We start from the raw sequence: 24,396 nt of genomic DNA, 5'->3' as shown, positions 1-24,396 counted from the left end.
CAACGGCTTTTAAGCATATGTTTAATATTGAAAAAGCCGGGCAAATAACCCGGCTGAATTTGGTAAGTTATTTAAGTCTGACGATTAAATCGCCCGCCTCGATCGTATCACCTTCGGATAAATAGACCTTTGCCACAACTCCGTCTGTTGCTACTTTTATCTTTGTCTCCATCTTCATTGCTTCTGTAATAACAATAACATCATCCTTTTTGACCCTATTACCTTCCTCGACATTGATTTTAACTATCTTGCCCGGCATCATTGCACATATATCTTTGGGGTCATCAAGGTTACCTTTAACATTGCTCTTTATGGCTGCTGCAATCTTGTTGTCTTTTATATTCACACTCCTTGTTTGTCCGTTAAGTTCAAAAAGCACCTTTCTAAAGCCTTTCTTATCTGGCTCAGCCATGCTGATATATTTAACAAAAAGTGTTTTACCCTCCTCTATTTCAACCTCTATCTCATCTTGCGTATTTAGCGGATAGAAAAATGTCCTTGTATCAAAAATAGAAGCATCCCCATATTCGTTTACAAATTCAACATAATCGGTAAACACCTTTGGATAAAGGGCATAACTTATAAGCTCCTCTTTGTTAAATTCCCTTTTAAATTTGGCCTTTAACTCTTTATGTGCTTCATCAAAATCATAATCTCCAAGTAGCTTCCCGGGTCTTTCCTTGATCGGTTTTTCACCTTTTAGAACGATCTTTGCAAGTTTTTCGGGGAATCCGCCATAGGGCTGGCCCAGCATACCCTTAAAAAAACTAACAACAGAATCAGGAAATGATAGATTATCACCCTTCCTATAAAGATCCTCTGGCTCTAAATTATTTTGAACCATAAATAAAGCCAAATCACCCACAACCTTAGAAGATGGAGTAACCTTAATCAAATCTCCCAACATATCATTAACCTTTTTATACATCTTTTTTATATCTTCCCACTTATCTATCAATCCAAGGCTTTCAACCTGAACAATAAGGTTTGAGTATTGACCACCCGGTATCTCATGCTCATAAACCTCAGCTGTTGGAGCTTTTAGGCCACTTTCAAACGGAAAGTAATATTTTCTAACCTTCTCAAAGTAATTTGCAACCTCCTGCGCTACATCTTTATCAATATTCAAAGCCTTATCTGTGGGTTCCAAAACCGCCAGAATAGAATTCAAACTGGGCTGACTGGTTAGGCTCGCCATAGAGCTCATGGCTAAATCAACTATATCAGCACCGGCCTCTATAGCCATTAACACAGATGCCTCACCATTTCCACTGGTATCGTGGGTATGAAAATGCACAGGAAGGTTTGTTTCAGCTTTTATAGCCTCAACCAAAACCTTAGCCGCATAAGGCTTAACAAGGCCAGCCATATCCTTAATAGCTATGATATCTGCGCCAGCCTCTTTTAGCTGCTTTGCAAGATTTACATAATAATCGAGCGTATATTTAGTTTTCGATTTATCCAATACATCACCAGTATAGCTAATGGCCGCCTCACAAATTTTGCCACACTTTTTAACTTCATCCATCGCAGGCTTAAGCTGCTCAACCCAGTTAAAACAGTCAAAAATCCTAAATACGTCTATACCATTATCCGATGCTGCACTTATAAATTCTCTCACCACATTATCCGGGTAGTTGGTATATCCTACGGCGTTCGATGCTCTGAGTAGCATTTGAAAGAGTATGTTGGGGATTTTTTTCCTTAACTTTCTTAGCCTATCCCATGGAGATTCCTTTAAAAACCTATAAGCCACATCAAAGGTTGCACCACCCCACATTTCAAGTGAAAATAAATTATTTAGATGGTATGTGTATAAATCTGCAACATTGAGCATATCTTTAGTTCTAACTCTTGTTGCAAGAAGGGATTGATGAGCATCCCTGAGGGTTGTGTCGGTTACCAGAACCCTTTTTGATTCAGAAATCTTTTTCAGTACGCCTTCAACCCCCTCATCATCCAAAACATTCTTCCATCCTCTGGGAACTTTAACTCCAAATTTTTCCTTATAAATGGGTACAACCGGCAAAACAATCTTATCGTCAATTACAGCATTGGATGGATTATTTACTATATTGTTTGCCAAAAACTTCAAAACCTTCGTGGCTCTATCCCTACGTTTGGGAAACCTGTACAACTCTTTGGTGTTGTCAACAAAATTAACGTCAAAGTCCGTATTCAAAAACTTCTTATGCGTAATAACATTCTCTAAAAACTGAATATTGGTCTTTACACCCCTTATTCTAAACTCTTTCAACACCCTGTGCATTTTCTTGGCCGCATGCTCAAATGTCAAAGCCCAGGTGGAAACCTTAACCAACAAGGAATCGTAATAGGGCGAAATCTTAGCACCTGCATAGGCGCTTCCTGCATCTAACCTAACACCGAAACCAGCAGGGCTTCTGTAAACCTGTATTTCGCCTGTATCGGGCATAAAGTCGTTTTGAGGGTCTTCTGTAGTTATTCTACATTGAATCGCATATCCTAATTTTTTTATACTGCTTTGGGAGTAAATTCCTATTTCTTTGTCGTTTAATTTTTTGCCCTCGGCTATCAAAATCTGGCTCTGGAGTAAGTCTATGCCTGTAATAAGCTCCGTTATTGTATGCTCAACTTGAATGCGAGGATTAACTTCCAAGAAGTAGAAATCCCTATCCTGAACCAAAAATTCTATAGTTGCTGCACTTGTTATGCCAGTCTCTGCCGCTATTTTTAAGGACGCATCATATAGAGCTTCAAGAACACTCCCAGGCACAGAAGGGGATGGTGCTATTTCTATCATCTTCTGGTGTCTTCTTTGGATTGAGCAGTTTCTCTCATAAAGATGGACTATATTACCGTGATTATCCGCAAGTATTTGAACTTCTATGTGCTTGGGTGCGGGTAAATATTTCTCCATTATTACATCATCTCTACCAAAAGAGTTTAAGGCCTCGCGCCTCAAGCTATCGAAATTATCTTCTATATCTTTGTCATTAAAAACTATCCTTATACCCCTTCCACCTCCTCCCGCTGTCGCTTTTAACATAACAGGGTAGCCTATGGATTTTGCAAATTCTTTAGCCTCATCAATTGAAGCTATATTCTTATCACTACCTTCAACAACTGGAACTCCACACTTTTTGGCCACCTGTTTCGATATGAGTTTATCGCCAAATAGCTCAACGACCTCAGGCTTAGGACCAATAAAAATAATTCCCGCCTCTTGACATCTCCTTGCAAATTCTGCTGATTCAGATAAAAATCCATAACCTGGGTGTATAGCATCAACGCCTTTTCTCAAAGCCAAATCTATTATTTCATCGATGTTTAAATAAGCTGCAACAGGGTCTAGCCCCTTACCTATAAGATAAGCCTCATCGGCTTTGTAGCGGTGTAGGGAATACTTATCCTCTTCAGAATAAACGGCTACGGTTTTAATACCCAACTCGGTCGCTGCCCTAAACACTCTGATGGCTATCTCCCCCCTATTAGCGCACAACAACTTCTTGATACGCATACACTCCCCCCTTGTATAGATGATTTTTTTTATAGTATAGATAATAATGGATATATTGTCAAAGTATAGGTATTTTAAGTATTAAGTAATTTAACAATCTTAAGTCGATTATTAACATCTATACTATTTCACTTAAAGGTTGTACGATAGTTTGGAAAATTAAGATATGCTTATTTGCTCAACTAAATATTGATATTATATAGTTTTATTTATTAAACGTACTCTATTTTGTTCATTTTTTTAAACTAAAAAACAAAGTTTATTATCTTGACAACATTTTCTTTATACATTATAAGGAGCATAGCAATATTTTTTAGGAGGTGGGCTATGAAGCGATTGTTAAGCTCGTTTGTAGCAGTTTTGGTTGGTTTGGTCTTCTTGGCAAATGCAAGCTTTGCTAAGGAAATCAAAGTCGGTGTTGTATGGCCAATGACAGGCTTGATTGCAGCATTTGGTCAAAGTGCTTGGAAGGGTTTAAAACTGGCTGAGTCATTACAGCCAAAGACTAAAGATGGATGCGTAATACATCCTATTCTCCTTGACAACAAAGGAGATAAAGTGGAAACGGCAAACGCCGTAAGTAAGCTCATTACAGACAACCACGTAGTTGCTATCATTGGTGCAATTGCAAGTAGTAACACATTGGCAGGCGCACCAATTGCAGAGAAAAACAAGATTCCTATGCTTACATCATCAGCCACAAACCCGCTGGTAACAAAGGATAAAAAGTATATCTCAAGGGTTTGTTTTATCGACCCATTCCAGGGTACGGTCGGTGCAAAGTATGCTTACAACAACCTGCATGCAAAAACGGCTGTTGTAATGATAGAAAAGGATCAGGATTACTCTGTTGGTCTTGCACATTCATTCATGAAAGCATTTAAAAAATTGGGTGGCAAAATACTAGGTGTTGAGTTCTTCCAGTCAACAGACCAGGATTATTCAGCTCAGATAGCAGATATAAAATCCAAAAACCCAGATATCATCTACATGCCATCTTATTATCAAGAAATATCTCTATTTGCACGCCAGGCTAGGCAGTACGGCCTAAAACAGACAATAATGGCTGGAGATGGCGCTGAGGCTGATGCTCTTATTAAAATAGGCGGTAAGGCAGTAGAAGGCGTTACATTCACAACCCATTACGATCCACATGCTGCAGCTACTCCGCTTTCAAAGAAATTCTTAAAGCTGTTCAAAGAGAAATATAAAGAAGATCCAGATGCTATGGCTGCTTTAGGTGCTGATGCATACTTCGTGCTTGTTAATGCTATAGACAACGCTGGTGGCTGCAAAGCTACACCAGATAAGATAAACTATCAGATCAGGCACACAAAGAAATTTGAGGGCGTAACAGGTGTTATCACAATCGATCCTAAAGCAGGAAACGCCATTAAGAGTGCAGTTATCAGAAAGGTTGAAGGCGGCAAGTTTGTATATGTAACAACGGTTAATCCTTAAAAAAACAACGGGCGGGAGCAATCCCGCCTTTAATTTTTTAAAAGAAGAGAGTGGTGGAAATGAACTCAACAATTATTCTTCAACAACTGGTAAACGGGATATCTCTTGGTAGTCTTTATGGGCTTGTGGCAATAGGCTACACAATGGTTTATGGTGTTATTAGACTTATCAACTTTGCCCATGGAGATGTCATGATGGTAGGAATGTATTTCGCCTTTGTAGGTGTTGCCATGATGTTCTTGCCGTGGTGGGCTGCATTCCTGCTATCAATGTTTGCAACGGCAATAGTTGGAGTACTAATAGATAGAATTGCCTATAAACCGTTAAGAAACGCAAGTAGGATATCTGCCCTCATTACAGCAATAGGCGTCTCATTCTTTTTGGAAAACCTATTCTTGGTGGTCTTTGGAGGAGTTCCAAAGGCATTTCCCGTCCCCTCATTATTTGGAGGGGCAATAAATGTAAACGGAGTCATATTTCCAAATATAGCTATAATTACACCCATTGTCGCCATAGTTTTTTTATTAATGCTTTTGTTTGTCTTATACAGAACAAAATACGGCATGGCAATGAGAGCTCTTTCTTTGGATATGGAAACAGTAAGGATAATGGGAATAAACGTAGATTTAATAATATCAATGGTCTTTGCCATAGGTTCACTGCTTGCTGCTTTGGGTGGTGTGTTTTGGGCTATGAGGTATCCTGCAATTAACCCACTAATTGGAATTATGCCTGGTCTTAAGGCGTTTGCTGCAGCCGTTTTAGGCGGTATAGGCTCCGTCACAGGGGCTGCCGTGGGCGGATTTATCATAGGAATATCGGAGATACTTGTTGTTGCCTTTTTTCCATCATTAGCAGGATATAAAGATGCTTTTGCTTTTCTTTTCTTGATATTCGTTCTATTATTTAAACCTACAGGCATTATGGGAGAAGACCTTGAAAGGGGGCGCTTCTAATAATGAGTCTAAGCAGAAACTCTATATTAACGATTATATCCATACTTTTGCTATTCACATTCGTCTGGTACGCAAATAACAACTTAACTCCTTATGCTGTAAGGATATGGGAAAACACAGCCATATTCTTAATGCTTGCCGCAAGCTACAACCTTATAAACGGCGTTACCGGGCAGTTTTCACTTGAACCTAATGGTTTTGTGGCTATAGGGGCCTATGTTGCAGCAATCCTAACGCTCACACCAGACCAGAAAGATGCTATGTTCATAATAGAGCCAATGGTTCCATGGCTAAAAAACATACACATGTCGTTTTTGCCATCTTTAATAATAGCAGGTCTTGTAACGGCTTTTGTTGGATTTTTGTTAGGTTTTCCCGTATTTAGAGTTAGAGGGGATTATCTGGCCATCGTTACGTTGGGATTCGGTCTAACCATTAGGGTTATATCAAACAACACAATAACAATAACAAACGGAGCATTAGGCCTAAAGGGCATTGCAAGTTATACAAATATTTGGTGGTGTTTTGGCTGGGCTATACTTTCAATGATAATAATAATGCGTATAGTATACTCCGCTTTTGGTAGGGCAATGAAAGCCATCAGGGATGATGAAGATGCAGCCATTGCTATGGGAATCAACACATTCTGGATAAAAATGGCAGCATTTGTTATAGCGGCATTTTTTGAGGGAGTCGGTGGAGGATTATTAGCACATCTAATAACCACAATATCACCAACAATGTTCACATTCTTCTTAACATTCCAATTGCTTATTATTATAGTCGTTGGCGGTTTGGGCAGTATGACAGGAACTGTTATGGCCACTATATTGGTCATCTGGGGAAGCGAGATCTTAAGGTTTGTTGAGCAACCGATGAATATCGCTGGCCTTCATATACCGGGGATACCCGGCATGAGAATGGTAATCTTTTCCATTCTTCTAATCGTAATAATGATATTTGCAAGAGAGGGTATAATGGGTCAGAGGGAATTTTCTTGGAATTGGCTATTCAGTATCTTTAAAAAAAGTAAAAGTGAAGCTTAAGCCATGAGTAAAGTAGCATTAAAATGCGATAAGATAACAATGAAATTTGGCGGTCTAACCGCCGTCAATGAATTCTCTGTGGAAATAAACGAGCATATGATATTTGGACTCATAGGTCCAAACGGGGCCGGTAAAACCACAGCCTTCAACATGATAACAGGCAACCTAAAGCCCACAAGCGGAGAGATATTTTTCTACAATCAAAACATTACCGGCATGAAACCCTTCAGAATTGTTTCCCTCGGTATGGCAAGAACTTTTCAGAATATTAGATTATTCTCAAACCTCTCTGTTTTAGAAAATGTCTTAACTGGCTTTCATCACAAACTTAAATACAATCTTATTGATGCCATATTAAGGACACCGAGATTCTACAAATACGAAAAGCAAATAAGAGAAGAGGCTATGGAACTTTTGGAAAGCGTAAACCTTGCCGACAAAGCAGATTTCAAAGCTAGCAAATTACCCTATGGTGAAAGAAGAAAAGTCGAGATAGCAAGGGCACTGGCAACAGGACCAAAGATGCTTCTTTTGGATGAGCCAGCTGCAGGAATGAACCCACAGGAAACCATGGGCCTTATGTATTTTATTCAGGAAATAAAGGAAAAATTTAATCTAACTGTCCTGCTAATAGAGCATGATATGAAGTTTGTTATGAACTTATGTGAAAGAATTGCTGTATTGGATCACGGTGTAAAGATAGCTGAAGGTAAACCAGAAGAAATTCAGAAAAACCCTGATGTCATAAGGGCATACTTAGGAGACATCAATGCTTAAGGTAAAAGATTTAAATGTTTATTACGGTGTTATACATGCCGTTAAAGGAATAAGTTTTAATGTCCCAGAAGGTAAAATAATAACATTAATCGGAGCAAATGGGGCAGGAAAATCCAGCACCCTAAAAGCTATAGCAGGATTGGTACGCCCCAAGGGCAGCATAAACTTTTTAGGAGATGAATTAACAAAGAAACCAGCATATAGAATTGCTCAGAAAGGTGTGTCTCTGGTTCCTGAAGGAAGAAGAGTTTTTGCCAATTTGACAATACTTGAGAACCTAAGAATGGGAGGGTTCAATAAAAACCCATCTGAGCTTGAACCACTCTATGAAAAAATGTTTGAACTCTTCCCTATTCTTAAAGAGAGGGCTTATCAGAAAGCAGGCACACTATCCGGCGGTGAGCAACAGATGTTAGCAATAGCAAGAGCCCTTATGAGTGAGCCCTTGCTCCTTATGCTTGATGAGCCAAGTTTGGGTTTAGCCCCTAAAATAGTGGCAGAGGTATTTGAGATATTAAAAGAGCTCAATAGAAAAGGTAAAACTATACTGCTTGTTGAGCAAAATGCCGCTCAAGCTTTAAAGCTTGCCAATTATGCCTATGTCTTAGAAAATGGCAAGATAACACTCGAAGGAGATGCTAAAGAGCTATTGGAAAACGAGGATGTGAAAAAGACTTACTTGGGTGAGATGTAATTTTTCTTGATTTTTTGTTAATCGTGTTTTATATTTGAAACTATGAGAGTTGGAAGTAAGATTCGAGAGATCAGAACTAAGAAAAATATGACCTTAAGGGATTTAAGCAAAAAGTCAGGCTGCTCACTAGGCTTTTTGTCTCAGGTCGAACGAGACCTGGTCTCACCCACAATTTCTTCCCTAAGAAGAATAGCTGATGCCCTCGGCATAAACATAATTTCATTATTTGAGGAGAGAGAGCCACCTGTTGACTCAATTGTCGTAAGAAAAACAAACAGAGGCAAATTTGAAAATAGGCGTTCGCGCGTTAAATATGAACTTCTACGTCCACAGTTCTCAGATACAACAATTGAGGCGCTTTATATGTATTTAGAGCCTGGTGCTATAAGCGGAACATCTCCGCATTCGCACAACGGAGAAGAGCTCGTTATCGTCTTAAAGGGTAAGCTTGAAATAGAGGTAGGGGGAAAATCATACCTTTTAGAAGAAGGTGATTCGGCTGTTTATAACTCCAACCTACCGCACAAATGGAGAAACTCTTACGAGGGAACAACAGAGGTAATCTGGGTCAATCATCCCCCAACCTTCTGATGCTCGATTTCTCTTTAAGCGGCAATATACAGATAAATCTCAAAAGGTGCAGCAGATACACATTTGCAAAGGGTTCATGTGATAGCTGTATAAAAATCTGCCCAACAGGTGCAATAAAATTAACACCCTACCCATCTATAAGTGAAGATGCTTGCATCAAATGTGGCTTATGCTATGCTGCATGCCCTACAACGGCCATTAGTATAAAAAACGATAATGAAAAACTCCTTAAGGAAACATCCAGTTTATCTGAAATTGAGATAGGTTGTATCTTCTCAACGGCCAACAACAAAATATCCTGTATCTATAGGCTTGACCATTCTATACTAACTGCATGGTTTCTTTCAGGCAAAGCTGTAAAAATAAAAAGGGGCAATTGCAAAAGCTGTAAACTAAAAAATCAGGTAAATCTATTCTTTAAGGAATTAAGGATTGCCACAAGGCTTGTAAAATCAAGCGGTATAGAGCCTAACATAAAGATAAACAGTTCAACAGCCGAAAAGCCACATATACCAAAAGAAGGGCTTTCACGCAGGGAGCTTTTATCTGCATTAAAAAAGCCCTCATCAAAACCCAAACGAATGCTCTTTTTAAAAAAGTTAAACCCTATAGAAAAAACGGAATGCAAGATAACAGCAAAAATCACCATAACAAACTCATGCGACCTGTGCGGAATATGCGAGGTTGTATGCCCAACCGAGGTCATACTTATACAAAAAGAGCAAAAAGGCAGCATCTGGTTTAACCCTGCAGCCTGCATAAACTGCCAAAACTGCCAAAACGGCTGTCTAAAGGGCGCAATTAAGCTTGAAACAGGCCATACAAGCCTATTAAAAGCCAAACCTCAGGTTGTATTTGAAGCAGAAAAGAAACTCTGCAAAAACTGTAAAAGCTTTTTTTACTCAAACGCGGATGAGGATATCTGCCCTACCTGTAAATCCAAACAGTCAAAGAAGCAAAGCATCATAGAGATGTTCAAAAATATTTAGAAAATCTCAAAATTTTGTGATAAACTTCAAAGCCATGAAAGAGTTAGACTCAAAAGAGGAGTTTGAAAGCTTTATACAAAACAAAAAGCCGTCCATAGTCGTGTTTTCAACCCACGATTGTGCAACATGCAAGCCCGTTAAAGATAAAATAGCATCCCGCTTTAAGGATATAGATGCGGCCAATATCTATCTTGATGATGTAAGGGAGTTGGCCGGTGAGTTGTCCATATTCAATGTGCCTGTTGTGTGTATATACTTAGAGGGCAAGGAGCTTTACAGGTTTATACGGGTATTCTCCCTTGATAAGATAGAAGAAAAGATCAATAGGATCATGGAGTTTATTTAGATGTTTGTTCATCAACTGATCCATCAAAAGGCAAAAGAAAGGGCAGATGGCTTAGAGGTTGTGGATGTAAGGATAGGGCTTGGATACACACTTGTTGAGTTAAGCAACGGCTCTGCAGGTCTATCCTATAGCTTCACAAAGGAGACCTCACCCAAAGACTGCACCGTGATGAAAGAGGCTGGTGATCTTGTGGGTAAACCAGCAGGGTATATCCTGGATAAGATACTATCATACAACCTGACAGACTCAAGTTTGGCTTTAGCATGCGCAAATGCAATAATAAACAAAGATATAAAGCAAAATGATATAGATATAATAGACCTTGTAAGAGGAGAAGACAAAGTCGTTATGGTGGGTTATTTTTCACCCCTCATAGAACCGCTAAAGAACAAGGCAGGGAAATTTATAATCTGCGAACGCAACCCAAGAGGGGATGCACTGCCGGATTTTGCCGAATATTTCGAGCTGTTTGATTGCGATATAGCCATACTTACTGCAACCTCTATTATAAACAAAACCATAGATAGCTTGCTTGATATGATAAAAAAGGCAAGGATTATAGCTGTAATGGGACCTTCCACACCGATGGATAGAAGCGTTTTCAAAAATAGAATAACGCATGCATGCGGCAGTATCGTAAAAAACATAGAGTTGGCAAAGAGGATAGTAAGTGAAGGTGGCGGCACAAAAAGACTAAAGCCAGCCATAGAAAAAAGATGCGTTTATTAAAAGGAGAAAGAGTATGATCAGGCACTGTTTGAGCTTAAAGGATTTAACAAAACAGGAGATATTGGAGCTTTTGGATCTATCACAGCAGATAAAAAACAAAATCAAAAGCAAACAGGATTATAAACCCCTAAGCGGTGTTATCCTGGGGATGATATTTGAAAAACCCTCAACAAGGACAAGGCTCTCCTTTGAAGCTGGAATGAAAAGGCTCGGAGGGGATGCTATCTTTCTATCCCCACGGGATATACAACTGGGAAGGGGTGAAACCATCGAGGACACAGCAAGGGTCATCTCACGCTATGTTGATATCGTTATGATAAGAACATTTGAACACTCAAGAATAGAAAGATTTGCCCAATACTCAACCGTCCCTGTAATCAACGCCTTAACAGACCTGCTACATCCATGCCAGGTGTTGGCAGATCTGTTAACAATCAAGGAAAAATTAGGCAGGATCGAGGATATAAAGGTGGCCTTCTTTGGTGATGGCAACAACATGGCGAATTCGTGGATCTATGCTGCTGCCGTTTTAGGTTTTGAGCTGAGAGTGGCAACACCTGTGGATTTTGCTCCAAATGGGGTTGTGGTAAAGGAAGCCTTAGAACTTGCAACAAAAAGCGGTGCAAGGATCATCTTAACAAACAATCCAGAAGAGGCAGCAAAAGACGCTGATGTTCTTTACACGGATGTCTGGGCATCTATGGGTCAGGAAGACCAGAAAGAGAAAAAACACGCCCTGATGAGGCCGTATCAGGTAAACAGAGAACTTGTAAAATATGCAAATAAAGACTATATATTCATGCACTGCCTCCCTGCTCATAGGGGTGAGGAGGTTGAGGCTGAAGTTATTGACGATGAGAAGCATTCTGTGATATTTGACGAGGCGGAAAACAGAACCTATGCTCAACTTGCCACAATAATGAATCTAATTGGGAGGGTTTAATATGGGTGAAATTAAAAAGGTTGTGCTTGCCTATTCCGGTGGTCTTGATACATCTGTCATTGTAAAGTGGCTGCAGGATAAATACGGCTGTGAGGTAATCACATACACAGCCGATTTAGGTCAGAACGAGGATTTGGAGCCAATAAAAGAGAAGGCCTTAAAGGTTGGTGCAAGCAAGGCGTATGTTGAGGATGTAAGGGAGGAGTTTTTAAACGAGTATGTGATGAAAGCCTTTAAATTTGGTGCCTTGTATGAAGGCAAATACCCGCTTGCAACAGCACTTGGAAGGCCTCTAATCACAAAAAAGATGATAGAAATAGCACAAAAAGAGGGCGCTGATGCTATAGCACACGGCTCAACCGGTAAGGGCAATGATCAGGTCAGGTTTGATGTGTCAGCCGTGGCATTAAAACCGGATATAAAGGTTATAGCGCCTGTGAGGGATTGGGAGTTAAAATCAAGGGATGAGGAGATCGAGTATGCCAAAAAACACGGCATCCCCGTGCCTGTAACGAAGGATAAGCCCTATTCCATTGACAGGAATATCTGGGGATTATCGGTTGAGGCTGGCCCATTGGAGGATCCCTATCATGAGCCTGATGAGGAGATATACTCATTTACAAAAAATCCACTTGAGGCACCGGATGAGCCTGAGTATGTTGAGATAGAGTTTGAAAAGGGCATACCTGTGGCCATTGATGGCAAGAGGCTAAACATCGTTGACCTTGTTAACAAAGCCAACGAGATAGCCGGCAGGCACGGTGTTGGCAGAATAGACATGGTTGAAAACAGGCTCGTCGGTATAAAATCAAGGGAGATCTATGAGGCTCCAGCTGCTGTGCTTCTGCTTGAGGCAAAAAGGAGTTTGGATGAGTTGATTTTAGATAGAGAAAGCCTGCATTTAAGAGACCAATTGGCCATCAAGTATGCAGAACTGGTCTATTACGGTTATTGGTTCTGTGAGCTAAGAGAAGCATTGGATGCCTTTGCAGACAAACTAAACGAAAGAGCAACAGGCACGGTAAAGGTAAAGCTATACAAAGGCAAGGCAACGGCTGTTGCAAGAAAATCACCTTATGCTATATACTCAAAAGAGCTTGCAACCTATGATCCAGGCGATACATTCAACCACAAATACGGAGAGGCGTTCTGCTATATATGGGGTTTACCGCTAAGGGTTGCAGCAGAGGTAAAGAACAAATAATACAAGAGGGGCTTGAGGCTCCTCTTTCTTTTTTAAAATGCCACATGCAATAATAGAAACAGAAAAAAACATAAAAACATTTGAGGATGATAAGGTCTTCTTCTCAAGAAAGGGCGATTTTTTTATCTATCCTTTGTTTTCTGACTGTGAACAGTTTTTTGTTAAAGTATATAAAAAACAGAATAAGGTAATCGTAAAGCTTGAAAAATCCACAAATCCCATAATCACAGACGATGTAAAGGCCAAGATCCTTGAATTCTCAGAAAAACTTGCAGGCTTTCTAAACGGAAACATAATCCACAACAACCTAAGCCTCAACGGAAAAATCTGTCAGCTTATAAACCATTACACAATCGACACACGAAGGCTCAACTCAATAGACCTAAGCCAACTCTCAAACACCAAACCCATAAAGATAGAAATAGGCTCAGGCTTTGGTGAGTTTTTACTGAATCAGGCAAAACAAGAGTCTAGCAGTCTGTTTTTGGGGCTTGAGATATCCAATGATGCAATAGCCAAAGCATGCGGCAGGTTGCTTAAAGCAAGAATAAATAATGTCAAACTTATACGGTATGATGGAAGGTTCGTGCTTGATAGATTTTCATCCAATACAGTAGATGCGGTGTTTGTCAATTTTCCCGAGCCGTGGTTTAAATTCAGAAGGATCAAACACGCCTTATTAAATTCAGATACGCTTCAAAAAATAGAGAATATACTAAAAAAAGGGGGCAGTTTTAGGCTTCTAACCGATAACTTGGCCTATGCTGTAAGCGTCGTTGTGGCATTAGAGGAAAAAACCCACCTAAAAAACACACAAAATATACCTATACAGGTATCAGACAAAAGCATCGATACAAAATTTGAAAGACGCTGGAAGAGAAAGAAAAGAACAATATACTCGGTTAATTACAAAAAAACAAAGTTAAGCCCCCATAAGCACCCACCAAAACCAAAGTTTTTGATGCAACTGAAAAGGGAGTTTGCACTAAAAGACGGAATCATCTTTAAGGTTGTGGATATATTTGAAAACAAAGCAAATGAAAAGATCGCAGAGATCACCTTTGGCAGGAGCATAAACCCACAACATGCATTCTTCGGATTAACCCACAACAACGAACTATTTATGCTGCCACAAACCGTGTTTGTCTTGGATAGAGAGGCAGAAGAGGCGTTTATTCTGGCTGGTTCTATCTAAACAAAAAAAACGCCCCAGCCGAAGCTGAGGCGACAGATGCTATCCAATCAATTCCTTCATGTCATCATCAACATTACTGATCGTTGTTATGCCAAAATTATCTGCAAGCACCTTAAGCACTGCAGGGGATAGGAATGCAGGCAATGTTGGGCCCAATTTGATATTCTTAACACCCAGATAGAGCAGGGCAAGCAAAACAGCTACAGCCTTCTGCTCATACCATGCTATGTTGTAAGCTATAGGCAGTTCATTTACACTGTTTAATCCAAAGACCTCTTTTAGCTTCATAGCTATCAAGGCCAATGAATAGCTATCGTTGCACTGACCAGCATCCAAGACCCTCGGGATGCCGCCAATATCTCCCAGATTGAGCTTTATATAGCGGTATTTAGCACATCCTGCAGTCAGAATAACCGTATCTTTTGGCAATTTCTTTGCAAACTCGGTATAGTATTCCCTCGTTTTATGCCTGCCATCGCATCCAGCCATAACGACAAACTTTCTAATGGCACCGGATTTAACAGCATCAACAACCTTATCTGCAAGCTTAAATACCTGCTCATGGGCAAAACCACCTATGATCTTGCCGGTTTCAAGCTGTGTTGGTGGATCGCATTTCTTGGCAAGCTCAATAATCTCTGAGAAATTCTTTGGCTTACCATCAACCCTATCGGGAATGTGTTTTACGCCCGGAAATCTAACATTACCGGTTGTGAACACCCTGTCTTTATAGCTATCCCTTGGTGGAACAAGGCAATTTGTTGTCATTAAGATCGGCCCGTTAAACGCCTCAAACTCCTTATGCTGCAACCACCATGCATTACCGTAATTGCCCACAAAATGGTCATATTTCTTAAATGCCGGATAGTAATTTGCAGGCAACATCTCACCGTGTGTATAGACATCAACGCCTGTATCTTTTGTCTGCTCAAGCAACTCCTCCATGTCCTTCAGGTCATGCCCTGATATTAGAATACCCGGCCTGTTTCTCGTTCCAAGATTGACCTCTGTGATCTCTGGATGACCGTAGGTTTCAGTATTGGCCTTATCCAGTATAGCCATAGCCTTAACGGAAGCCTCTCCTGTTTTCATGGTATAACCTATCAACTCATCAACCGACAAATCCTTGGTTGTTGCAGCCAAACAGTCAACCAACTCCTCCCATAAGCTCTGGTCTTCATACCACAAAACCGAAGCATGCTCAGCATAAGCACCAGCACCCTTTAAACCGTAAATAATTGTTTCTTTGAGTGAGCGTATATCCTCATTGGATTCGGCTAAAACACCTGCATCCTTATGCTTTGCCAAAAACTCCTCTTTGGTTGCTGCATTCCATGTGGCAGAATCGTGCAATCCCTCATCCGATACATTGTATTTCTTTTTTAGCTCATCTCTAAACCTCAAACCCTCTCTGATAAGCTCTGCAATGGAATCCTCATCAAAGTTTACATTGGTGATCGTTGTAAACAGCGCCTTCGAAATAAACCTTCCAACCTCAGGATCCACCTTACCCGCCTTATCGGCAACAACGCTTATGCCCTTTGTAACATAAACAAGCACATCCTCTAAATTTGCAACCCTTTCATTCTTACCGCATACGCCACCTACGGTGCACCCTTTGTTGTTTAGTGTTTCCTGACATTGATAACAAAACATGGACATCTAACCACCTCCTCTTGCTTTTTTCTTGGATTAACTATATACTACAAAACATAAGAAATAATTGACTTAGGTCAAGTCATGGATAAAAAAAGTGCCTTGCAACTGTTTTTAGATAAACTGAATATAGAAGATGAAGGATTTTTAGAAGATCTAAACGCAGTATCCATGCTCATAAGCAAAAGAAAAAGGGAGTTACTCTTTTTGGAAAATAATAAGGGTAATGAGATGTTTTTTGTTGTAAGCGGGCTGATTAAAATATTTAAAACCGGTGAAGACGGTAAAGAAATTGTCTTGAATATAGCAAAAGAAGGCGAAATGTTTGCCGAGGTCGTGTTATTCTTAAAAAACATATATCCAGCAAGCGCAATGGCTATAACAGATACGCTGCTGTTATCCATAAACACGCACCATCTATTTGAAAGAATAAAGAGAAAGCCTGAATTTGCCATGAAGCTTTTAGGTATCTTCGCCCAAAGAATAAAATATCTGGTTGAAAAGATAAAAGAACTCTCAGGTGAGGATGCGGAAGAGAAAATTATAAACTACCTTTATTCTTTAAAAGATAAAAACAACACCGTGGTACTGGATATACCAAAAAAAGACATAGCCACACTTCTTGGTCTAACTGCTGAGACATTTTCAAGAACCCTAAAAAGGCTTTCATCGAAAGGGTTAATAAAAATGAATGCAAAAAGGATAGAGTTACTGCAATGAGGAAGTTTCTAAAACTCAGCCTAAATACAATACTCATGGCAATAATTATACTACTTGTTGTATACATTGTAGTTTTAAATAAACCGTCAATTTTAAGCGTTGCATTAAACTTTGCGCTAAAAAAATATGACATAACATCAAATTTTGAAAAGATAAAAATCAAATCCCCCACCAGCATAGAGATAAATTCATTGACTATAAAAAAAGACGATATCAACGCAAACATAGGAACACTAATAGCCTCTATAGACAAAAACGGCTACATAACAGCTACAATAAAAAATAGTGATATAAAAATCCAAAACAAACCCAACGAAACAGACAAAGCTAAAGGATTCAACCTTATACCTATAAAAATAAAAAGCCTGAGTATGGACAATATAAGCCTTGATTATGGTCCTGTAAGTTTAAAAAATATCTCTGCAAGCCTAAAGGGCAGACTATTGACGTTTAAGGGTAATATAGGTTATAAATCGAAAAATTTAACATTATCAGCAGCTATAAATTCAGCAAACGGCAAAATAAATCTATCCCCATCTGGAATATATTTAGAAAACCTATATATAAATCCCCATACAATACATATTGAAAAAGGCAAGTCATCGTTAGATATAAGACAGCCTATAAAGTTACAGAACATATATATAAACTTAAATCCTTTTTACATAAAACTCAACGCATTAAAAACTTCTGCAAATCTTAAATATGGGCGATACAGATTCTCCTTTAAAATTAAAGCAAATCTTAAAAACAACAAATTCACTGCAACAATCAATGATTTAAGGGAATCTTCCAAGCTGGTAGATGCCCCCTATGTTAGACTTTCAGTAATTTTAAAAAAAAACTTCAAGCTAAGCTAAGCTTTGCTAATCTATCAATAAATTATTCAAATCTTGTAGCACAAAACCTAAAAGGTGAACTTTTATACTTACCAGAACTATCAAAGATTTTAATATCATCAGGTGAGGCATTATTAAAAGATAACATATATTTTGACTTTTCATCTTTCAATCTCAGTGCAACTATAAAAAACAAACAAAAACTAAGCCTAACACTTAGAAATCTCTTTTCTGCCAATGTAGCAAAAACAAAAAAAGGGCTAATATTTAAAGTAAAACCGATCAATATGAACAATTTAATTTCATTCCTTAGAGATTCATATGAACTAGAAACGCTAAACAATCTAATTTTAGACAATAAATCATCAATAATAATAACCGGACAATACACATCAGGGCGTTCCTTTTTTTCAAAGATAAACATAATATCAAGCCGCATCCGCTATAAAAGTGTAACACTCAAGAATTTAAAACTAATCCTTCCATTAATCGTAAACACAAACAAAAAAGATACAGGAGAGCTAAATGCTATGTTTATCTCAAAACAACTAAAGGCACGTATTGAGGCAAAGATAGCCTCACAAAATAATAAATTATGCTCTATTTTAAGTATAAAAAGCTCGGATAACTTAACAGTACAACCCGTTAGTCTTTGCCTATACCCAATAAAAAAAACCCTGCACTTTGGTCCAATAAAAGCCAAAATAAAAACAAAGCTTGCAGAAATTAAAATAAATATTTTAGAAGGAAATCTAACCAACAAATACATAAGTACAAGAGGATCTGTAAAGATAGATGCATTTGACGGTAAGATATATATAAAAAATATCAAGTTATCATTAAAAGATATGCCCATTTTAATGTTGGATGTAGATTTCAGCCACATAAACCTAAAAAAACTAACTCAATTATCCAATTTTGGCCAAGTTACAGGCTACATAAAGGGCTATATTCACAACCTGGCCTTAATAAAATTTAAAAACCCCCTATCATTCAACGCTTTAGTTCAAACAGAAAACGTAAAAGGAGCATCGCAAAGAATATCGCTAAAAGCGGTAAACAGTATATCAAAGATTGGAGGCGGATATGTAAGTATAGCATTACCCTTCTTTAAAAGCTTTTCCTACTCCTCTATAGGCGTTAAGGCTATACTAAAAAATAATACCTTCGCAATCCATGGACTTTACAAAAATGGAAACGTCGAGTATATTATCAAAAGAGGCTTCTTTGGTGGTATAAACGTAGTTAATATGAATAGAAACAACAAGATTTCATGGGATGATTTTTTAGGTAGACTAAAACGCGTTTTAGAGAAAAGGGAGGTGAAGAAATGAAAAAACTCAGTGTTTTATGGAGTGTTATACTCTTGCTTGTCTATTCGTGTGTAACTGTAAATATATACTTCCCAGCAAGACAAGCCCAAGAAAAGGCAAAAGAAATAGTTAACGATATTAGAGGAGAAAAGAAAACTACCCCAAAAACAGAACCAACCTCTCTTCTAGAGCTTCTTATACCAACTGCCCATGCATCCGATGTACTAAACACAACCAACGCAAAGATCAAAGCCATAAAAGAATCAATGAAGAAAAGATTTGAATTAATGAAACCCTACTACAAAAAAGGCTATCTTGGAGAAACATTGGATGGGCATTTAAAAATCTACCGCCAGCCGCCATCCTTAAAGGATAAAGTAAAACTAAAGAAGCTTGTAGTCAGCGAAAATAAAGATAGAGAGTCACTATATCACGAGGTGGCACGTGTTTTAAATATTCAACCCTCTCAAATAGATAGACTCAGGAGGATATTTGCAAAACAATGGCAAGATACAGCACCAAATGGTACATATATAGAAACAAAGACGGGCTGGATAAGAAAAAAGGATTAAACCAAGCCGTATTCCTCTAAGCTTAAGCCCTTGCTTTGGGCGTAGTCTTTTAAATCATCCCGGATAAATTTTAAGGCTATGCCCAAAGCCACCGCATCATCCAAATAACCTATACCTGGCAAGAAATCAGGTATGATATCGGCAGGGTTTATAAAATACAAAAAAATTCCTATTAAGGATAGGACAGTTCTCCAAGGCAGGGAACACTCTTTTTTTATATAGCACTCTATCATCTCATAAGCCAACTTTAACTGCAAAATAGCAGTCAAAGCAAACTGACCTGGATTTGAGCTTATTTCTTCTATTTTGGACCTTGCCTCTTGCAAAAAAGCCTCACCATCAAATTGTTTTATCTTATCCACAACGCTAAAAGCCTTCTCTATATACTCTTTCATATCAAGACCCCTTAAAAGATAAAATGGTGGAGCTGAGGGGGCTCGAACCCCCGACCTCCACGCTGCCAGCGTGGCGCTCTCCCAGCTGAGCTACAGCCCCAGATTGCTCATAAATTCACAGATTATATATTAAAAAACTGGGATTTTGTCAAACAAAACAGGTTTATGCAAAGACAGTCTTTAACTTTAAGGTTTAATTACCCTTCCCATGAACAAAACACTGCCCGTTTTTTTATGCACAATCATAAATATAAACGTATGGTCTGCCTTAAAAGTTGGCTTCCACATTACAGCTTTTAGCTGCATTACAACGCCAGTTGCAGCTGCAGCTTCAGTTCCTTCCTCGTTGACATCTATATACGCTTCATGTATTACCCTTGAGATCTTAAGATCCTTATTACCGGTCATGTCTGAAAAGTCCGCTCTTGTAGAAAACGCATCTCTCATACCCATATCAGAGAGCACCTTACTTAAATAGCACCTAACCTTAAACCTGAAACGGGGTAAATACACCTTTACCTCATCTTCTCTTAAGGACGCTATAATCCTTGCTACCATATTTTGAGACAGTGCTTGTTCAAACCCCTCAAGATTGGACGGTAAGAATATCACCATAGAGATGCTATTACCTGCATAGGGAAGCTCTATAGCCTTAAAACCCTCTTTTTTATTCTCATAATAAGGAAATCTTCCTTCCTGAAACATCATAGGCACACGAACGGTTTTATTGTTCGTTATGTGAAACGGCATGCTCTTAGTATCTTCTTTGCGAAATGGATGAGTCCACTTACCCTTAAAATATATGGCGTTGGTTAAAATAAGCCTCGTAAGAGAATTTATATCGCCCTTCCTGATTAAATCCCTAATCTTGCCTGTGGTTTTATCCTCAACCCACTTATTTATCCTGTTTATCGTCTTTTGTGGTTGGTTTACAAAATCAACAGAAAAAAGATTACCGCCGTAATAGAGATTTATTAGATTAACGAAATAATCAAGAAGTTTATAATCCTTCTCAACCCAGATAGCATTGGCTATACTAAATTTATAGGTATTATTTTGAGTTTCTGCCTGTATGCAATTTAGTAGTTTTGAAAACACAGAGTGTAACCTCTCTTTAGGCATATTAAAGTTCAGCACCTTTGCCATCTGCTCTGCCGTATTTTTAGATGCACCGGCATAGGTCATAGCAAGAGCATCAACGATACTAAACGAGGAAAAAAATAGATTACCTTCATTGTTGGATAATTTTTTGTATAGCTTTAAAGTGAATCGATTGATATCATTAGCTATAATGTTCAATCCTGTATTATCTGCTTCTAAAATCCTATGACCCACCAAAGCCCATTCTCCATTAGGTCTTACAACAACCTTGCAAACAATATCAACCATCACCCCTTTTTTAACCTTTGGAACCCCGGAAATATAAGCGGCAGCTGAATCATCCTCTATAACCCAATCCGATCTCTTTAACATAGTGTCAACTATCCTTTTAGTCTTAGAAAAACCTCCCCACCCTCTGCTAATACCGTGAATCAGGACAAATCTATCCGTGTATTTATCAGGATGTTCCGCTATAAGATTCAATGATACTTTAGGTATGCTATTAATTGAAAAAACCCTAACCTCATATTCTTTGGTTTTTACCTTTTCTTTACCCTTTCCAAATTTGGATATCCTTTGGACCACAACAGCACTGCCGGGGCTTATAGCTTCAAACCTGAACGAATAACCAAAAGACGGAGAACCAAATCTTTCTTTCAACACAATAGCTTTTCCCTTTACCTCACAACTAATATTGTACACATTCTTATCAAGAGGGCCGGTTTTAATCTGCGCCCTATCACCTATAAGCATGAGATTTACCGTGTTTTCTTTTAATAACACCAATTTTGGATGAATCGGCCTTGCAATAGCACGAGGATAAAAAACCACTATAAACAAAACAGCCACCAACAACCGCCTCATTATCCACCTCCCATTAACTCATACACCTCAATTAAATCTCAATGCATCCTTTCTCCACTCCAATCACCATTCCACGATTCACCGCCAAAGCCATATCTCCAATGCCCTGAAAAGGAATTACCATCAGGAGAAAATAAAAATCTACAATCACCAGCATCCCTATATGGTTTATATGTAGGGGATTCACTCCATTTGCACACCAACACATTTCCTATAAGTTTTCCTTCTATCTTGCCATTATCGTGAGGATAGCTGCCAAAAACCTTATCCCCTTTCTGTTTAAACCCCACGATACCAAAGTTGGTTTTCCATTTACCCTCAACATTAAAGGGCTTCATCGGCTCTGGCTTTGTAGGTAAGCCATCCCCATTCCCATAAACACAGCTCTTCATACCCTCCTTCACTATGACGGTTTTTCTTTTCTTTCTATCCGAAATCCAGACAGAATGCTCAAAAACCCTGACACATCCAAATCTCTTTTCTGCATCATAGGAAACCTCAAACTTGGTTCCTCTAACACCTGTTATGTATAAAGGAACATAAACCTCAAAGCGGCTTCTCCTTTCTTTTTCTGCTGCTGCCATAAGCACACCGTAGGTCATCTTTATAAACGAAATACCTTTTTTAGTGTTTTGTTTAACCTTCGGTATCTCAAACATTGTATGCGGCTTCACCCTCAAAGCAACCCTTCCCTTTAGCAAGATCCTAACTACACCCGATGATGTTTTTACTATATCTCCAATATAAAGCTTGGATCTGTTTTTTGCCTTAACCCACTTATGGGTTTTAGCCCTATAGATGTAAACCTCCCCCCTTAATGCGGTTATATAGCTCGATTCTTGGTATGCACCCACATCCTCAGGTTTTGGATTATTGCCCGTCTGAAATGAAAATGTATTGGGATTTGAATCAACAATTTGAAACTGCTTTATCCCTGCAAGCTCAGGAAACTCCTTTATACAGAAACAAGGCTCACCCTTAACCGAGGTTTCACTCCACTCATCTTCATAAAAACCCTTCTGCGGCCCCTTCCATTTGTAAGTTGATGGATCATTCATACTGTCTAAGGGGATTTCTGCGGCCCTTCCTTTTCCCTTAAATTTAATCTTAAAATCAACACACACGCATTTATTATACCAATACACATCCTCAATCTTGGAGTAAAACTTTATCCAAATATAAGCCTGAGGAAGTGCAGGACAAACATCAACAACATTCAATCTTACCTTGCCATCTTTATCAATAGACAATAATGCTTTTGCTGTGAGTTTATATAGCCAGTTAGGAGAGTATGAAAGTTCAAATTCTCTCTTTGCACTAAAGGCACTATTCAAAAAGAGAGACCAAAAAACTACAACAATTAGAAAAACATTTCTTCTCATTTATTCCTCCCGGTAGACATATAAATCTTAAAAAATAGATCCTGTGGGGTAAGATAATGCAAAACCAAACACAAGGCATATGGGGATTTATCCATAAGCAAAAGATAACGATAGAAGCTAAGGGGCCTATAATAATCACAAAGGCTCTGATTTATCTACTGCATCAATCCACCCATACACCCTCTGTGGATTTTAAAACATCAACGTATCTTCTTACCCCCTCCTCCAGTGATGTAAACTCTTTCTCATAACCCACCGACCTCAACTTATTAAGGTCAGCTTTTGTAAAATCCTGATACTTGCCTTTGAGCTCTTCAGGAAACTCCACAAACTCTATCCTCACATTGGAATATAACTCCTGCATGATTTGAGCAATCTCCAAAAAACTCTCCGCTCTACCTGTTCCAACATTAAAAATACCGCTTAAGTTTGCGTTTTCATAAAAAAAGAGATTCACATCAACCACATCATCAACAAACACAAAGTCCCTCTTAAAATTCTCGCTCCCTTCAAATAATCTTACAGTACCATCATCCAGTATCTGATTATGAAAATGGTAAACCACTGACGCCATTTTTCCCTTATGGTGTTCATTGGGGCCATAGACATTAAAATACCTCAAGCCAACAACCTGAGTATCCCTATCAAAAGCCACCCTTCTTACGTACTGATCAAAGAGAAATTTGGAAAATGCATAGATGTTAAGGGGATATTCGTTTGTCCTATCCTCGCTAAACCCCTTCTTACCAAGTCCGTAAACGGATGCACTTGATGCATATATAAATCGTATACCTTTATTTAATGAGTAGTTGAGAAGCGACTTTGAGTAGTCATAGTTATTTTTCATCATATATCTACCGTCTGTCTCAAGGGTATTGGAGCAAGCACCTTGATGGAATACAACATCTATCTTGCCAAATTTATCTAAATTGTCCAAAAACTCACCCTTATCCACAAAATCCAGGAAATCAAGTGTATTGAGATTCAAATGCTTTTTAGAGTTTGATAGGTTGTCAACAATGAGTATATCTTTAAAACCAGCCCTATTTAATCCTCTAACAACATTACTGCCCACAAAACCCGCACCGCCTGTTACAACTATCATAAACCCTCCAAAAATTTTG

22 protein-coding genes and 1 tRNA gene are annotated in these 24,396 nt (G+C 38.7%); 16 read left to right on the top strand and 7 right to left on the bottom strand.

Going from position 1 to position 24,396, the window contains the following annotated elements:
- Positions 1–67 precede the first annotated feature (67 nt).
- The gene (locus HIPMA_RS00650; RefSeq protein WP_013681156.1) at positions 68–3,499 is read right to left on the bottom strand and encodes a pyruvate carboxylase; all 3,432 of its coding nucleotides are present in this window, start codon (positions 3,497–3,499) and stop codon (positions 68–70) included.
- A gap of 327 nt (positions 3,500–3,826) precedes the next feature.
- Here HIPMA_RS00650 and HIPMA_RS00645 point away from each other — a divergent pair, with 327 nt between their 5' ends.
- Genes HIPMA_RS00645 through trmB form a run of 12 tightly spaced genes read left to right on the top strand, consistent with a single transcriptional unit; the run spans position 3,827 to position 14,430 of the window.
- The gene (locus HIPMA_RS00645) at positions 3,827–4,960 is read left to right on the top strand and encodes an ABC transporter substrate-binding protein (protein WP_013681155.1); all 1,134 of its coding nucleotides are present in this window, start codon (positions 3,827–3,829) and stop codon (positions 4,958–4,960) included.
- A gap of 59 nt (positions 4,961–5,019) precedes the next feature.
- Positions 5,020–5,916: a branched-chain amino acid ABC transporter permease gene (locus tag HIPMA_RS00640; protein WP_013681154.1), complete on the top strand. Its 897-nt coding sequence runs from the start codon at positions 5,020–5,022 to the stop codon at positions 5,914–5,916.
- A 2-nt stretch (positions 5,917–5,918) separates the two neighbouring features.
- Positions 5,919–6,962, top strand: a complete 1,044-nt coding sequence (locus HIPMA_RS00635) for a branched-chain amino acid ABC transporter permease (RefSeq protein WP_013681153.1) — start codon at positions 5,919–5,921, stop codon at positions 6,960–6,962.
- A gap of 3 nt (positions 6,963–6,965) precedes the next feature.
- A complete protein-coding gene (locus tag HIPMA_RS00630; RefSeq protein ID WP_013681152.1) occupies positions 6,966–7,739 on the top strand; it encodes an ABC transporter ATP-binding protein in 774 nt (257 codons plus the stop codon).
- The gene (locus HIPMA_RS00625) at positions 7,732–8,433 is read left to right on the top strand and encodes an ABC transporter ATP-binding protein (protein WP_013681151.1); all 702 of its coding nucleotides are present in this window, start codon (positions 7,732–7,734) and stop codon (positions 8,431–8,433) included. Before HIPMA_RS00630 ends, HIPMA_RS00625 begins: the two co-directional genes overlap by 8 nt.
- A gap of 42 nt (positions 8,434–8,475) precedes the next feature.
- Positions 8,476–9,024, top strand: a complete 549-nt coding sequence (locus HIPMA_RS00620; RefSeq protein WP_013681150.1) for a helix-turn-helix domain-containing protein — start codon at positions 8,476–8,478, stop codon at positions 9,022–9,024.
- Positions 9,024–10,013 (top strand): 4Fe-4S dicluster domain-containing protein, encoded by a 990-nt coding sequence (locus tag HIPMA_RS00615; protein WP_013681149.1) that lies wholly within the window; start codon positions 9,024–9,026, stop codon positions 10,011–10,013. Before HIPMA_RS00620 ends, HIPMA_RS00615 begins: the two co-directional genes overlap by 1 nt.
- Positions 10,014–10,047: 34 nt before the next feature.
- The gene (locus HIPMA_RS00610) at positions 10,048–10,359 is read left to right on the top strand and encodes a thioredoxin family protein (protein WP_013681148.1); all 312 of its coding nucleotides are present in this window, start codon (positions 10,048–10,050) and stop codon (positions 10,357–10,359) included.
- A complete protein-coding gene (locus HIPMA_RS00605) occupies positions 10,360–11,088 on the top strand; it encodes a DUF364 domain-containing protein (RefSeq protein WP_013681147.1) in 729 nt (242 codons plus the stop codon).
- Positions 11,089–11,101: 13 nt separating this feature from the next.
- Entirely contained in the window at positions 11,102–12,031 is a 930-nt protein-coding gene (argF, locus tag HIPMA_RS00600; RefSeq protein ID WP_013681146.1) for an ornithine carbamoyltransferase, read from the top strand.
- Position 12,032: 1 nt separating this feature from the next.
- On the top strand, positions 12,033–13,235 hold the full coding sequence (locus HIPMA_RS00595) for an argininosuccinate synthase (protein ID WP_013681145.1): 1,203 nt from the start codon (positions 12,033–12,035) through the stop codon (positions 13,233–13,235).
- Positions 13,236–13,272: 37 nt separating this feature from the next.
- Positions 13,273–14,430 (top strand): tRNA (guanosine(46)-N7)-methyltransferase TrmB, encoded by a 1,158-nt coding sequence (gene trmB, locus HIPMA_RS00590; RefSeq protein WP_013681144.1) that lies wholly within the window; start codon positions 13,273–13,275, stop codon positions 14,428–14,430.
- A gap of 39 nt (positions 14,431–14,469) precedes the next feature.
- Here the strand turns inward: trmB and hcp are convergent, their stop codons facing one another.
- On the bottom strand, positions 14,470–16,092 hold the full coding sequence (gene hcp / locus HIPMA_RS00585) for a hydroxylamine reductase (RefSeq protein WP_013681143.1): 1,623 nt from the start codon (positions 16,090–16,092) through the stop codon (positions 14,470–14,472).
- Positions 16,093–16,170: 78 nt separating this feature from the next.
- On the opposite strand from hcp, the gene HIPMA_RS00580 reads away from it, so the two are divergent.
- The 4 genes from HIPMA_RS00580 (at position 16,171) to HIPMA_RS00560 (ending at position 19,530) form a co-directional block, all read left to right on the top strand.
- Positions 16,171–16,806 (top strand): Crp/Fnr family transcriptional regulator, encoded by a 636-nt coding sequence (locus tag HIPMA_RS00580; RefSeq protein WP_013681142.1) that lies wholly within the window; start codon positions 16,171–16,173, stop codon positions 16,804–16,806.
- Entirely contained in the window at positions 16,803–17,666 is an 864-nt protein-coding gene (locus HIPMA_RS00575) for a hypothetical protein (protein ID WP_013681141.1), read from the top strand. Before HIPMA_RS00580 ends, HIPMA_RS00575 begins: the two co-directional genes overlap by 4 nt.
- 266 nt (positions 17,667–17,932) lie before the next feature.
- Positions 17,933–18,979, top strand: a complete 1,047-nt coding sequence (locus tag HIPMA_RS00565; protein WP_013681140.1) for a hypothetical protein — start codon at positions 17,933–17,935, stop codon at positions 18,977–18,979.
- Positions 18,976–19,530 carry a DUF1318 domain-containing protein gene (locus HIPMA_RS00560; protein ID WP_013681139.1) on the top strand — a complete coding sequence of 185 codons (555 nt, stop codon included), beginning with the start codon at positions 18,976–18,978 and terminating at the stop codon, positions 19,528–19,530. The genes HIPMA_RS00565 and HIPMA_RS00560 overlap by 4 nt, the downstream gene beginning before the upstream one ends.
- On the opposite strand, the gene HIPMA_RS08940 is transcribed toward HIPMA_RS00560, so the two are convergent.
- The 5 genes from HIPMA_RS08940 to rfaD form a co-directional block, all read right to left on the bottom strand.
- Positions 19,527–19,925 (bottom strand): YkvA family protein, encoded by a 399-nt coding sequence (locus tag HIPMA_RS08940; protein ID WP_013681138.1) that lies wholly within the window; start codon positions 19,923–19,925, stop codon positions 19,527–19,529. The genes HIPMA_RS00560 and HIPMA_RS08940 overlap by 4 nt on opposite strands.
- A gap of 24 nt (positions 19,926–19,949) precedes the next feature.
- Positions 19,950–20,025 (bottom strand) — tRNA-Ala (locus tag HIPMA_RS00550).
- Between the two features lie 86 nt (positions 20,026–20,111).
- Positions 20,112–21,890, bottom strand: a complete 1,779-nt coding sequence (locus tag HIPMA_RS00545) for a serpin family protein (RefSeq protein ID WP_013681137.1) — start codon at positions 21,888–21,890, stop codon at positions 20,112–20,114.
- A gap of 38 nt (positions 21,891–21,928) precedes the next feature.
- Positions 21,929–23,272 (bottom strand): FecR domain-containing protein, encoded by a 1,344-nt coding sequence (locus HIPMA_RS00540; RefSeq protein WP_013681136.1) that lies wholly within the window; start codon positions 23,270–23,272, stop codon positions 21,929–21,931.
- A 163-nt stretch (positions 23,273–23,435) separates the two neighbouring features.
- Complete coding sequence (rfaD, locus tag HIPMA_RS00535; protein WP_013681135.1) at positions 23,436–24,377, bottom strand: ADP-glyceromanno-heptose 6-epimerase; 942 nt, start codon at positions 24,375–24,377, stop codon at positions 23,436–23,438.
- Between the last annotated feature and the right edge of the window lie 19 nt (positions 24,378–24,396).

The organism is Hippea maritima DSM 10411 (assembly GCF_000194135.1).
GTDB lineage: Bacteria > Campylobacterota_A > Desulfurellia > Desulfurellales > Hippeaceae > Hippea > Hippea maritima.
Note: the sequence above shows the minus strand (reverse complement) of the source record. Positions and strands in the feature narration are given on the sequence as shown.

Bases quoted from the DNA above. Each gene is read 5' to 3' on its own strand.
- trmB (WP_013681144.1), top strand. From the start codon at position 13,273: ATGCCACATGCAATAATAGAAACAGAAAAAAACATAAAAACATTTGAG.
- HIPMA_RS00635 (WP_013681153.1), top strand. From the start codon at position 5,919: ATGAGTCTAAGCAGAAACTCTATATTAACGATTATATCCATACTTTTG.
- HIPMA_RS00560 (WP_013681139.1), top strand. From the start codon at position 18,976: ATGAAAAAACTCAGTGTTTTATGGAGTGTTATACTCTTGCTTGTCTAT.
- HIPMA_RS00580 (WP_013681142.1), top strand. From the start codon at position 16,171: ATGGATAAAAAAAGTGCCTTGCAACTGTTTTTAGATAAACTGAATATA.
- HIPMA_RS00605 (WP_013681147.1), top strand. From the start codon at position 10,360: ATGTTTGTTCATCAACTGATCCATCAAAAGGCAAAAGAAAGGGCAGAT.
- HIPMA_RS00645 (WP_013681155.1), top strand. From the start codon at position 3,827: ATGAAGCGATTGTTAAGCTCGTTTGTAGCAGTTTTGGTTGGTTTGGTC.
- HIPMA_RS00540 (WP_013681136.1), bottom strand. From the start codon at position 23,272: ATGAGAAGAAATGTTTTTCTAATTGTTGTAGTTTTTTGGTCTCTCTTT.
- HIPMA_RS00620 (WP_013681150.1), top strand. From the start codon at position 8,476: ATGAGAGTTGGAAGTAAGATTCGAGAGATCAGAACTAAGAAAAATATG.
- argF (WP_013681146.1), top strand. From the start codon at position 11,102: ATGATCAGGCACTGTTTGAGCTTAAAGGATTTAACAAAACAGGAGATA.
- HIPMA_RS08940 (WP_013681138.1), bottom strand. From the start codon at position 19,925: ATGAAAGAGTATATAGAGAAGGCTTTTAGCGTTGTGGATAAGATAAAA.
- HIPMA_RS00615 (WP_013681149.1), top strand. From the start codon at position 9,024: ATGCTCGATTTCTCTTTAAGCGGCAATATACAGATAAATCTCAAAAGG.
- rfaD (WP_013681135.1), bottom strand. From the start codon at position 24,377: ATGATAGTTGTAACAGGCGGTGCGGGTTTTGTGGGCAGTAATGTTGTT.
- HIPMA_RS00595 (WP_013681145.1), top strand. From the start codon at position 12,033: ATGGGTGAAATTAAAAAGGTTGTGCTTGCCTATTCCGGTGGTCTTGAT.
- HIPMA_RS00610 (WP_013681148.1), top strand. From the start codon at position 10,048: ATGAAAGAGTTAGACTCAAAAGAGGAGTTTGAAAGCTTTATACAAAAC.
- hcp (WP_013681143.1), bottom strand. From the start codon at position 16,092: ATGTCCATGTTTTGTTATCAATGTCAGGAAACACTAAACAACAAAGGG.
- HIPMA_RS00640 (WP_013681154.1), top strand. From the start codon at position 5,020: ATGAACTCAACAATTATTCTTCAACAACTGGTAAACGGGATATCTCTT.
- HIPMA_RS00545 (WP_013681137.1), bottom strand. From the start codon at position 21,890: ATGAGGCGGTTGTTGGTGGCTGTTTTGTTTATAGTGGTTTTTTATCCT.
- HIPMA_RS00625 (WP_013681151.1), top strand. From the start codon at position 7,732: ATGCTTAAGGTAAAAGATTTAAATGTTTATTACGGTGTTATACATGCC.
- HIPMA_RS00575 (WP_013681141.1), top strand. From the start codon at position 16,803: ATGAGGAAGTTTCTAAAACTCAGCCTAAATACAATACTCATGGCAATA.
- HIPMA_RS00650 (WP_013681156.1), bottom strand. From the start codon at position 3,499: ATGCGTATCAAGAAGTTGTTGTGCGCTAATAGGGGGGAGATAGCCATC.
- HIPMA_RS00565 (WP_013681140.1), top strand. From the start codon at position 17,933: ATGAACAATTTAATTTCATTCCTTAGAGATTCATATGAACTAGAAACG.
- HIPMA_RS00630 (WP_013681152.1), top strand. From the start codon at position 6,966: ATGAGTAAAGTAGCATTAAAATGCGATAAGATAACAATGAAATTTGGC.